Raw genomic sequence first — 11712 nt, 5'->3', positions numbered from 1 at the left:
ACCCGTACGGTGATCGCCGCCTGGGACTGGCGGGGCGGTGCCTTCACCCGCCGCTGGACCTTCGACACCACCTCCTCCACCAACAGCGGCAAGGGCTACGACGGTCAGGGCAACCACAGCCTGTCCGTCGCGGACGTCGACGCCGACGGCAGGGACGAGATCGTCTACGGCGCGATGACCGTCGACGACAACGGCGCCGGGCTGTGGACGACGAGGCTGGGCCATGGCGACGCGGGCCACGTCGGCGACCTCAACCCCGCCCGCGCGGGCCTGGAGTACTTCAAGGTCTCCGAGGACGCCGGCAAGCCCGGCTCCTGGATGGCCGACGCCCGCACCGGCCAGCTCCTCTGGCAGACCGCCTCCGGCTCCGACAACGGCCGCGGTGTCGCCGCCGACATCCACGCCGCAAGCCCCGGCGCCGAAGCCTGGTCCGCCGCCGACACCACCCTGCGCTCGGCGACCGGCGCCTCCCTGGGCCGCGAGCCCTCCAGCGTCAACTTCCTGTCCTGGTGGGACGGCGACCCGGTCCGTGAACTCCTCGACGGCACCCGCATCGACAAGTACGGCACCTCCGGCGACACCCGCCTGCTGACCGGCTCCGGCGTCTCCTCCAACAACGGCACCAAAGCCACCCCCGCCCTCTCCGGCGACATCCTCGGCGACTGGCGCGAAGAGGTCATCTGGCGCACCAGCAACAACACGGCGCTGCGTATCTACTCCACCCCGCACGAGACGACCTCGAAGATCACCACGCTGCTCCACGACACCCAGTACCGCACGGCCCTGGCCTGGCAGAACACCGCCTACAACCAGCCCCCGCACCCGAGCTTCTTCCTCGGCAACGGCATGGCGACGGCCCCCAGGCCGACCATCTACACCCCGTGACACACCGGTGGGTGCGCCGCCCTCCAGGACGGCGCACCCACCCCGCGTCAGCTACAGGTCTGGTCACCCAGCTTGAACGCGGTCGGTTTCGTGTTCGTCCCCGACGAGTTCGCCGTGAAGCCGAAGCCCACCGACGCACCCGCCGCCACCGTGCCGTTCCAGCCGACGTTCTTCGCCGTCACCGTCGCACCCGACTGCGTCGCCTCGGCGTTCCACGCCTGGGTGAGCTTCTGGCCGTCGGCGAAGGCCCAGTTCAGGGACCAGCCGTTCCAGGGGGCGGTACCGGTGTTGGTGAGCTGGACGTCCGCCTGGAAGCCGCCCGACCACTGGCTGGTGACCTTGTACGTCACCGTGCAGGTGCCGACCGGGCCGGGCCCGGGGCCCGTGGTGCCGCCGTCGGAGCTGTCGCCGTAGATGACGCCTCGGCCGTTCGTCGAGACGTAGACGCGGCCGTAGACCCGTGGGTCGCCGGTGATGGCCGCGCCCGTCCAGCCCCACTGGTGGGCGTCGTCGTTGACGCGGGTCCAGCTCGCGCCCTTGTCCGTGGAGCGGAAGATGCCGCGCACGCCGCCGATCTCGGCGCTGGTGTAGAGCGTCTGGTAGGAGGCGCCGGGCGCCGCCTTGCCGAAGCCGACGGTGTCGGCCTGTTCGACGTTCGAGAGCTTCGTGAAGCTCGTGCCGCCGTCCGTGGAGTGCCACAGGCCGTACGCGCCGTCCGGGGCACCGCCCGCGAGCCAGATGTCGCCCTTCCCGCCGGGCAGGGCCTTGAAGCGGACGCTGTCGCCGCCCGGCAGGCCGGTGGCCGGGGACTCCTTGAACGTCGCCCCGCCGTCCGTGCTGATGTAGAACTTCCCGGACTTGAAGCCGTAGAAGGTCTTCGGATCGACGCGGTCCGACTCGACGACCGCCCCGGCGGGGATCCCCGCCGACGCCCGCCATGAGGTGCCGAAGCCCGTCGTGTGGTGCACGCCGGCGCCCTCGGGGCTCCACACGAAGCGGCTGCCGTCGGCCGCCGAAGCGACCGTGCCGCCGCCGCTGACGCCGGAGGGATCGGTGCCCGCGAACCAGTTGGCGCCGTTGTCCGTGGAGAACGCGATGTGCGGACCCGAGTCGAGGTTGCCGACCCGGACCACCGTGTTCGGGTTCGATTCGGCGAAGTCCAGGCTCGTGGTCGTCGTGAAGTTCGGCTGTGTGAACATCATCGACGGGACCTTCGTCAGGTCCGTGTGGCGGAAGCCGCCGACGTCCCCCAGCGCGCTCAGCAGCGGGGCGCCCGACGGGGGAGAGGCGAGGTCGTTGACCGCCGTCTCCTCCAGGCCCTGCACCATCGGCTTGATGGTGAACTTGCCTCCGCTGTCCCAGTTCCCGAGGTTCTCCGTGCCGTAGATCGTCGCGCCCGTCCCGTACATCATGCGGTGGGAGTTGAACGGGTCGATCTCCAGCGCCTCGGTCATCCAGCCCAGTTTCGGCGTCTGCTCGGGCGGTTGCGGGTTCGCGCCCCAGGTCAGCCAGGGCGACGACGACACGTCCATCGTGTAGCGGTTCTCGCGGTTGGGGTACGACGTGTAGTCCCAGGCCTTGGTCCAGGTCGCGCCGCTGTCCGTGGAGCGGAAGATCTGCGTGTCCGGCCACCAGGCGCTGTACGCGGTCGCCATCACCGTGCCCGGCTTCTGCCGGTCCACGGTCAGCCCGCTGAAGCCGTAGAACGTGTCGGCCTCCGCCACGGGGCTGATGTTCGTCCAGGTCCCCGTCGCCGTCGCGTACCGCCACAACCGGCCCTTGCCGCCGTCGTAGGGGCCGCCCTTGTCGCTGTACGCGAGGTACAGATAGCCGTTCTTCGCGTCGAGCACGCCCTTGTGCGCGAGGTGCCCGGTCGGCTGCCCGGCCAGCCGCTGCCAGGTCGCGCCCGCGTCCGTCGACCGGTACACCGCGTTGTCCTGGTCGGCGACCCCGACGTAGATCGTCTTCGTGGCGTTCCCGGCCGTGCCCGTGGACTCGTCGAAGGTGACCCAGACGATCCCTTGGTTGTCGGAGGCGTAGCCGGAGGTGTCGCTCGGGTCCTGCGCGTAGTTGCCGGCGTTCGGGAAGTTCGCCACCTGCGACCAGGTGACGCCCGAGTCCGTGGAGCGCCACAGCCCCTTGCCGCTGGGCGCGCCCAGGTACAGCACGCTGTTGCGGTTCGGGTCGACGGCCAGCCGCTCGCCCATGCCCCGCCCCGGCATGTTGCCGCCCAGCTTGAACGGCAGGTTCGTCTTCTGCCAGGTCGCCCCGCGGTTGGCGGAGCGCATGATCGCGCCGTTCTTCGGGTCCCAGCTGTTGGTGTAGGTCCCGACCGCCGCGTAGACCCGGTTCGGATCGACGGAGTCGGAGGCGATGCTGACGACCCCCGTGTGCCCCCAGTCGTCCCAGCCGACCGAGTCCAGCAGCGGCGTCCAGGTCTTCGAGGACTCCTGCCAGCGGTAGGCACCGCCGATGTCGGTGCGGGCGTAGGCCAGGTTCTTCTCGGACCGGTTGAAGACGATCCCGGGGACGAAGCCGCCCCCGTCGATCCGGGCGTTCTTCCAGGTGTAGGTGTCGGCGGCGAGTTTCGGCGTCGGCGGGTCGGCGGCCAGGGCACTGGGCGCGCCCGACAGCAGCCCGGCCGCGAGCGCCAGCACGGCCGTGAGGACACGGGTTCTTCGCACGGTGGGGTTCCTTCCGTGGGAGGGGGAACGTGCGAGAGCCGGGCGGCCCCAGTGCGGGTGGAGCCGCCCGGCCATGGCCCCGCGTCAGGTGCAGGGCCGGGTACGCGGAGCTTCGGACGCTGCTTCGGGGCGCGGGGCTGCATCGTCATGCGGCTCCGCCGCGCGGGCGCGACCAGCCACATACGGCCCGCAGATCACCACGGCCCAACCCGCGGAGCGCCCGGCGGGGGCTATTCGAGAAGCTCCGCGTACGAGCCCATGGCCAGTGCGATGTCCGCCTGGGCCCAGAACCGGTGGTACGTGAACGACGGGACGGCCCCACCCGCGAGATAACTCTCGATCTTCGACCACGCGGGGTCGTCCTCGTAGAAGGAGCGGATCGAGTCGAACGTCGACGACGAGTTGATCGCGTCACCGTTCGGCATCGTGCCCGTCCACCCATTCGGGATGTACACCGGGTCGTCGAACCGGTTGTAGTCGGCCCGGTTCTCCGGAACGGCGATGCCGAGATCGGTCTGGTGGTTCGCCCACATCCCGTCCAGCAGCTTCTTCGCCGCCGCCGCGGCCTCCGTGTCACCGGAGCGGTCCGCGTAGTACGTCAGCGTCTTGGCGTACGCGGCCGCCACACCGACGTCGTTGGTGTAGTCGGCGACGGTGACGTGCAGCCCGCTGTTGGAGCCGGGGTTCGACGCGTTCCAGGTGTCGGGCTGGCCCGACCACTGCAGCGTCGACGGGATGCGGAACGTGCCGTCGGGGTTGAAGGTGGTCTTGGACAGCGCCCAGTCGACCCACTTGTCCAGGACGGCCTTGGCCTGTGCGTTGCCCGTCTGCTGGTACAGCTCGGCGACCCGCTCCATGGACCACGCCTGGAAGCCGAACCACTGGTTGGACGGCGGGTCGTGGTACACGGGCTTCTCGTCGTAGTACATGCCGTAGAACGTCGACTTGCCCGAAGGCGGGGTGGCGTACCGGCCCGCCCAGCTGTTGGTCGCACCACCGGCGATGGCGCCCTCGTTCGACTGCAGCCAGCGGTAGAACTCCAGCTGCCGGTCCATCGACTTGGCCCAGTCCGCCGCGCCCGTCGCCGACTTCGGCTTCAGCGGCGGGTAGTTGGCCAGCGCGTACGCGGCCAGCGGGTTCTGGTAGCCGCCGTGGGCGTGGCTGGAGCCGATGCGCCAGGCCCAGCCGGCGTTGGTGTCGGTGGCGCCGCCCCAGGCGTAGTACCAGGACATCAGGTAGAACGAGGCGTCCTTGCCGGTGCCCGCCGGGCAGGTCGAGGGACCGACGCAGTTGCCGACCTTCTTGAAGTACTTGTCGAACATCGAGTAGCGCAGGTAGTCACCCATCTTGGCCGCCTTGGCGACCGTCGCGGAGACCTGCCCGCCCTTGCCCTGCTCCTTCGCCCACAGGTCCGCCCAGTAGGCCGCCTGCACCGCCCGCGCGTCGGCGTCCGGCGCGTTGGTGAACTTCCACTGCTTCGCGTAGGAGGCGTCACCGGTGAACAGGTCCAGGTAGCCGTTCTTGCCGCCGTACTTGAAGGCGTCGCAGGTCGGCTGCGGCACCGTCTCCCACACCGACTCCTGCGCGCCGCGCTGGAAGGTGTTGATGTACGACGGGCCGGTGTCCGACGGGCCCGCCTCGCACTTGCCGGGCGCGTTGCCGTAGCCGTACACGTTGTCGACGTCCTGCAGCCAGTGCATGCCGTACACGTCGTCCGTGCCGTACGCCGACTTCAGCTCGGCCGCGATCGGGTCCGTGCCGACCGAGACACCGGTGTCGAGCTTGGCCGGGTACTCGTTCGGCGTGTCCAGCTCGGGCGCGTACGTCGCCGGCTTGGACGGGTTGTAGAAGGAGTTGGTCGGCTGGTCGGCCTTGGTGGGGATCATGTACTTCTCCATGAGATCCCACGCGCCGTTGAACTTCGACCAGTCGCCCGTCACCTTGCCGTACATGGCCTGGAGCCACAGGAGGTAGCTGTACGCCTCCGACGTGGTCTCGTGGCCGTGGTCCGGCGCCTCGACGATCAGCGTCTCGACCGAGTGGTACGGGATGCCCTCGGGGGAGAAGTAGCCGTTCGCCGGGTTGGTGATCTTCCCGTAGAGCTCCAGGAAGCGGGCGTCGTACGTCTTGGCCGCCGCCAGCTGCGTCACGGTGACCGCGGCCTTGGCGTGACCCGCGGCCGTCGACTCGAAGACGGCCGAACCGGTGCCCGTCGAGGCGGCGGTGACGGTCACCTTCTGCGCGGTGTTCCAGTTCTGCGGGGTGAAGGTGAGCGAGGCGCCGGCCGTGACCGACAGGTTGGCGTTGCCGCTCGCGCGGGCCGAGGTCACCGTCACGTTGGACGCGGGCTGCTTGGACAGCTTCACCTCGTACGTGCCCGACTTGCCCGACTGCACGCCCAGTTGGAGCGGCGAGGCCACGACGGTGGGTCCGGCGGCGACCGTGATGCCGACCGGGGTGGAGTCCGCCGAGGCGCCCATGCTGTCGTACGCCTTCGCCACCAACGAGTGACCGCCCACGGCCAGGTTGGAGACGGAGAGCGAGTAGGGCGCGCTCGTGTCCGTGCCCAGCAGCCGGGTGTCGTCGTAGAACTCCACCTTGCTGATCGTGGCGTTGTCCGCGGCGGCCGCGGTGGCCGCCAGCGGCACCGCCTCGCCCTGGGTGTAGACGGCGCCGGCGGCCGGGCTGGTCAGCACGGCGATCGGCGGCTGGTGCGCCCCGGTGCAGGGAGTGCCGTTGACCGCGAAGGACGTCGGCGCGGCGTTGCTGCCGCTGTAGGAGAACTGGGCGCCGGTGGAGACGGCGGCGCCCGCGGCGACCCGGGCGTTGTGGGCGGCGTTCTTCACGGTGATGTTCTGGCCGGACTGCGACCAGGTGCCGTTCCAGCCGTTGCCCAGCTTCTGGTTGCCGGCGTAGGCGTACGTCAGCGTCCAGCCGTCGATGACGTCCGTGCCGCGGTTGGTGAGGGTCAGGTCCACCGTGAAACCGGAACCCCAGTCGTTCGTCTTGTAGTCGACACTGCACTGGAGTGCCGCCGCCTGCGCGGGAGTGGTCCCTGAGGAGAGCATCGTCAACGGAAGCGCGAGAGCTGCGAGCGCGGCGGTCCACAGGCGCCGCACTGCTCTCCGTCTCCGGGGTGGGGGATGCATGGTGCTGGTTCCTCCTTGCGGCTCGGAGAAGTCAAGGCTTGAACCAGTGGGAGCGCTCCCATAGTGAGGACGGGTCTGGTATCGGTCAAGGTCCTTGAAGAGTCGAAAAGATTCGACGCCGTGTGTTGAGCGAAAGTCAGTGACTCCCCTGTTCTTTGCCGACACTTGGCGCTACCTTCCTTGACACCAGTGGGAGCGATTCCATCAGTCGACGCGTCCGCACCGACGGGCCCGACCTGCAAGGAGTCGCTCATGCGACACCCCTCGCGTTCAGTACTTTTAGCCGCCGCCTTCGCGGTCGTCCCCGGCTGCGCGAGTGCCGGTGCCGGGTTCCTCATGTCCTTGTCGGAGCGCGCCCTGAACGGCTGACCCCCACCACCGAAAGGGAAACCCGCACTCATGAGCCGTACGAGAACAGCGTTACTGGCCGCCATGGCCCTGGTCGCCGGGGTCACCGGCACCGCATTCGCCGCCGACCCGGGCGGTGCGGGCACGGCCGCCGTCCCCTGCACCGTCGACTACAAGATCCAGAACCAGTGGAGCACCGGCTTCACCGCCGCCGTGACCCTCACCAACAACAGCGCCGCCAAGTCCTCCTGGTCGCTGAAGTGGTCCTACGCGGGCGACCAGAAGGTCACCAGCGGCTGGAACGCCAAGATCAGCCAGAGTGGTACCGCCGTCACCGCGGCCAACGAGAGCTACAACGCCCAGCTCGCGACCGGCGCTTCGGTCAGCTTCGGCTTCCAGGGCAGTCACAGCGGCAGCAACGCGATCCCGGCCACCTTCACCCTCGACGGCGTGACCTGCAACGTCGACGACGGCAGCACCGGCCCGACGGATCCGCCCGGCCCCGGCGGCCCCGCCAACCGGGTCGACAACCCCTACAGCGGTGCCAAGGTCTACGTGAACCCGGAGTGGTCCGCGAACGCCGCCGCCGAGCCCGGCGGCAGCCGCATCGCCAACCAGCCGACCGGCGTGTGGCTGGACCGCATCGCGGCGATCAACGGAGCCGGCGGCAAGATGGGCCTGCGCGCCCACCTCGACGAGGCGCTGCGCCAGAAGGGCTCCGGCGAGCTCGTCGTCCAGCTCGTCATCTACAACCTGCCCGGCCGCGACTGCTCCGCCCTCGCCTCCAACGGCGAGCTGAAGGCCGACGAGATCGGCCGCTACAAGACCGAGTACATCGACCCGATCAAGGCGATCCTCGCGGACCCGAAGTACGCCTCGCTGCGGATCGTCACCACCGTCGAGATCGACTCGCTGCCGAACCTCGTCACCAACACCGGCAGCCGCCCGACGGCCACCCCGCAGTGCGACGTCATGAAGGCCAACGGCAACTACGTCAAGGGCGTCGGCTACGCCCTGAACAAGCTCGGTGACGTGCCGAACGTCTACAACTACGTCGACGCCGGGCACCACGGCTGGATCGGCTGGGACGACAACTTCGGTCCCTCCGCGTCCCTGTTCAAGGAGGCGGCGTCCGCCGAGGGCGCGACCGTCAACGACGTCCACGGCTTCATCACCAACACGGCGAACTACAGCGCCCTGAAGGAGAACAACTTCTCCATCAGCGACAACGTGGGCGGCAAGTCCGTCCGCGAGTCGAAGTGGGTCGACTGGAACCGCTACGTCGACGAGCAGTCCTTCGCCCAGGCCTTCCGCAACCAGCTGGTCTCGGTCGGCTTCCCGTCCGGCATCGGCATGCTGATCGACACCTCCCGCAACGGCTGGGGCGGCACCGCCCGGCCCGCCGGCCCCGGCGCGCAGACCTCCGTCGACACCTACGTCGACGGCGGCCGCTACGACCGGCGCCTCCACGTCGGCAACTGGTGCAACCAGTCCGGAGCCGGGCTCGGCGAGCGCCCGCGGGCCAACCCGGCCACCGGGATCGACGCCTACGTCTGGATGAAGCCGCCGGGCGAGTCCGACGGGGCGAGCAAGCAGATCCCGAACGACGAGGGCAAGGGCTTCGACCGGATGTGCGACCCGACGTACACGGGCAACGCCCGCAACAACTACAACATGTCGGGTGCCCTGCCGGACGCGCCGATCTCCGGGCACTGGTTCTCCGCCCAGTTCCGGCAGCTGATGCAGAACGCCTACCCGCCGCTGTCGTGACCGGCTGACGTCCCGTCCCCACGGGTCCGCCGGGGCTTCGGCCCCGGCGGATCGGTGCGCGGATTTTGCGGGAGCGGCAACAGCGGTGGCCTTCTCGCGGTGCGTCGGCGCAGGCTGACGGCATCCGAGCGAGAGGCTGACCACCATGGCGCACGACCACCACGAGCAGAAGCACGACCACGGGGCCCACGGGCACGGCCACGGGCCCGGGCACGGCCACGGGCCCGGGCACGGTCAGAGGCAGGGGCAGGGTCACCACCACGACCACACGGACATCGACTGGGCCGAGATGGGCCCGATGCTGGAGTCCTCGGCGGAGCTGTTCTCGTCCCTGTACGAGCGCGCCCTGGGCTGGCTGGCGCAGGAGGTCACCGAGCCGGGGCTGATCGTCGACGCGGGCAGCGGGCCGGGCGTCGTGTCCTGCCTGTTCGCCGAGACGTTCCCGGGCGCGCGGATCGTGGCGGTGGACGGCTCCGCGCCGCTGCTGGAACGGGCCAGAGCGCGGGCCGAGCGGCAGGGCGTGGCCGACCGCTTCAGCACGATCGCCGGTGAACTCCCCGACGTGCTCGACGAATTGGACTACCCCGCCGACCTGCTCTGGGCGAGCCGCAGCCTGCACCACCTCGGCGACCAGCGGGCCGCGCTCGCCGCCTTCGCGGCACGGCTCGCGCCCGGCGGCACCCTGGCCCTCATGGAGGGCGGTCTGCCCCCGCGGTTCCTGCCGCGCGACATCGGCATCGGCCGGCCCGGCCTCCAGGCGCGCATCGACGCGGTGGAGGCGGAGTGGTTCACCCAGATGCGCACCGACCTGCCGGGCCATGTCGCGGTGACGGAGGACTGGCCGGCCCTGCTGGCCGCCGCGGGCCTGAAGCACACCAGGACGCACACGTTCCTCCTGGACCTGCCCGCACCCGCCTCCGAGCGGGCGCGCGCCTATGTGATCGCGTCCCTGTCGCACCTGCGGGAGAGGATCACGGACGGCCTCGACGCCGAGGACCTGGCGACCCTCGACCGCCTCCTCGACCCCGACGACGAGGCGGGCCTGCACCGCCGCCCGGACGTGTTCGTCCTGGAGGCGCACACCGTGCACACGGCGGTCCGGGCGGTCTGAGGCGGGCCCTTGACTTCGAGAGCGCTTCAACTGATGGACTCCCCGGCATCGCACATCCGACCGCATCACAGGGGGAATCCATGTCCGAGTCTCGGGTCGCGCTCATCACCGGCGGCGGCACCGGCATCGGCGCCGCCGTCGCACGGCAGTTGCTGGACGCCGGGTACCGGGTCGCCGTCACCGGGCGGGGGGAGGAGCGGCTGCGCGCCTTCGCGGAGGAGCTGGGGCGGCCCGCCGAGCTGCTGACGATCACCGGTGACACCGCCGTCCACGACGACGTCCGGTCGGCGGTCGACACCACCCTCAAGGCCTTCGGCCGACTGGACACGGTCGTCGCCAACGCCGGCTTCGCCACCCACGACACGGTCGCGGAGGGCGACCCGGCCGGCTGGACCGACATGGTGCTGACCAACGTCCTCGGCCCGGCCCTGCTGATCCGGGCGTCGATCGACGCCCTGAAGGAGACGCGCGGCCGGATCGTGCTCGTCGGGAGCGTCGCCGGGTTCGTGCACGGGCCCGGCAACCTCTACGGAGCCACGAAGTGGGCGGTGACCGGACTCGCCGAGAACACCCGGCGGCAGGTCACCGAGTGGGGCGTGGGCGTCACCCTGATCGCCCCCGGCCGGACGGAGACCCCCTTCTGGGACTCCTACGGCAGTCTCCCGCCCGGCCACCTCCTCACGCCCGGCCAGATCGCCGACTCGATCGTCTGGGCGATGCGCCAGCCGGCCGGGGTCGACGTGAACACCGTGGTCGTACGGCCGGTGGGGCAGCCGGTCTGACCGGGCGGACACGACAGCGCCCCGGTCCCGGCCGCTCAGCGGGCATCGGAACCGGGGCGCCGCCGGTGCGGCTCAGGAGCCGTTGAAGGTCGCCGGGTCCGGGCCGAGGCGGCGGTCCTCGTTGAGGGCGCTGATCGCCGCCAGGTCCTCGGTGTCCAGGCTGAAGTCGAAGACCTCGATGTTCTCCTTGATCCGCGCCGGCGTCACGGACTTCGGGATCACCACGTTGCCCAGCTGGATGTGCCAGCGCAGCACGACCTGGGCCGGGGTGCGGTTGTGCTTCCGGGCGATGGCCACGATCGCCGGGACCTCCAGCAGGCCCTTGCCCTGGCCGAGCGGCGACCAGGCCTCCGTGGCGATGCCCTGCTCAGCGTGGTACTCACGGGCGGCGTGCTGCTGCAGGTGGGGGTGCAGCTCGATCTGGTTCACCGCCGGGATGACCGACGTCTCGCCGATCAGCTTCTCCAGGTGCTCGGGCAGGAAGTTGGAGACGCCGATGGCACGGATCCGGCCGTCGGCGTGCAGCTTCTCGAACGCCTTGTACGTGTCCACGTAGGTGCCCTTGTCGGGCATCGGCCAGTGGATCAGGTACAGGTCGACGAAGTCCAGGCCGAGCTTCTCCAGCGACGTGTCGAAGGCGCGCAGCGTGGAGTCGTACCCCTGGTCGGCGTTCCACAGCTTCGTGGTGACGAAGAGCTCCTCGCGGGGGAGGCCGGAGGCGGCGATGGCCTTTCCGGTGCCCTCCTCGTTGCCGTAGATCGCCGCGGTGTCGATGCTGCGGTACCCGGCCTCCAGCGCCGTCGCGACCGCCGACTCCGCCTCGTCGTCCGGCACCTGCCAGACCCCGAAGCCCAGCTGGGGCATCTCGACGCCGTTGTTCAGGATGATCGGGGGGACCTTGCTCACGAGCTCTCGATCCTTCGGTTTGTGGTCAGGGTGTCCTCCCATCGTCAACGATCACGAGCCGTGATGCATTCCTGACG

At 70.1% G+C, this 11712-nt stretch carries 7 protein-coding genes; 4 read left to right on the top strand and 3 right to left on the bottom strand.

The window, feature by feature from the left end:
- On the top strand, positions 1–885 hold an 885-nt coding region (locus ABZ948_RS13215), incomplete at its 5' end, for a rhamnogalacturonan lyase family protein (RefSeq protein WP_494487292.1).
- Between the two features lie 47 nt (positions 886–932).
- On the opposite strand, the gene ABZ948_RS13210 is transcribed toward ABZ948_RS13215, so the two are convergent.
- On the bottom strand, positions 933–3569 hold the full coding sequence (locus ABZ948_RS13210; protein ID WP_359759008.1) for a cellulose binding domain-containing protein: 2637 nt from the start codon (positions 3567–3569) through the stop codon (positions 933–935).
- A gap of 230 nt (positions 3570–3799) precedes the next feature.
- Positions 3800–6718: a glycoside hydrolase family 48 protein gene (locus ABZ948_RS13205; protein ID WP_359759007.1), complete on the bottom strand. Its 2919-nt coding sequence runs from the start codon at positions 6716–6718 to the stop codon at positions 3800–3802.
- A 399-nt stretch (positions 6719–7117) separates the two neighbouring features.
- On the opposite strand from ABZ948_RS13205, the gene ABZ948_RS13200 reads away from it, so the two are divergent.
- The 3 genes from ABZ948_RS13200 (at position 7118) to ABZ948_RS13190 (ending at position 10729) form a co-directional block, all read left to right on the top strand.
- Positions 7118–8836 carry a glycoside hydrolase family 6 protein gene (locus tag ABZ948_RS13200; RefSeq protein WP_359759006.1) on the top strand — a complete coding sequence of 573 codons (1719 nt, stop codon included), beginning with the start codon at positions 7118–7120 and terminating at the stop codon, positions 8834–8836.
- A gap of 145 nt (positions 8837–8981) precedes the next feature.
- The gene (locus ABZ948_RS13195; RefSeq protein WP_359759005.1) at positions 8982–9947 is read left to right on the top strand and encodes a class I SAM-dependent methyltransferase; all 966 of its coding nucleotides are present in this window, start codon (positions 8982–8984) and stop codon (positions 9945–9947) included.
- Positions 9948–10027: 80 nt separating this feature from the next.
- A complete protein-coding gene (locus ABZ948_RS13190; protein ID WP_359759004.1) occupies positions 10028–10729 on the top strand; it encodes an SDR family oxidoreductase in 702 nt (233 codons plus the stop codon).
- 72 nt (positions 10730–10801) lie between these two features.
- On the opposite strand, the gene ABZ948_RS13185 is transcribed toward ABZ948_RS13190, so the two are convergent.
- Positions 10802–11677: an aldo/keto reductase gene (locus tag ABZ948_RS13185; RefSeq protein ID WP_359759003.1), complete on the bottom strand. Its 876-nt coding sequence runs from the start codon at positions 11675–11677 to the stop codon at positions 10802–10804.
- Positions 11678–11712: the final 35 nt, after the last annotated feature.

This window comes from Streptomyces olindensis (assembly GCF_040645895.1).
Lineage (GTDB): Bacteria > Actinomycetota > Actinomycetes > Streptomycetales > Streptomycetaceae > Streptomyces > Streptomyces olindensis.
The sequence above is the reverse complement of the archived record's forward strand: the minus strand, read 5'-3'. Positions and strand labels throughout refer to the sequence as shown.

Bases quoted from the DNA above. Each gene is read 5' to 3' on its own strand.
- ABZ948_RS13205 (WP_359759007.1), bottom strand. From the start codon at position 6,718: ATGCATCCCCCACCCCGGAGACGGAGAGCAGTGCGGCGCCTGTGGACC.
- ABZ948_RS13200 (WP_359759006.1), top strand. From the start codon at position 7,118: ATGAGCCGTACGAGAACAGCGTTACTGGCCGCCATGGCCCTGGTCGCC.
- ABZ948_RS13195 (WP_359759005.1), top strand. From the start codon at position 8,982: ATGGCGCACGACCACCACGAGCAGAAGCACGACCACGGGGCCCACGGG.
- ABZ948_RS13190 (WP_359759004.1), top strand. From the start codon at position 10,028: ATGTCCGAGTCTCGGGTCGCGCTCATCACCGGCGGCGGCACCGGCATC.
- ABZ948_RS13185 (WP_359759003.1), bottom strand. From the start codon at position 11,677: ATGGGAGGACACCCTGACCACAAACCGAAGGATCGAGAGCTCGTGAGC.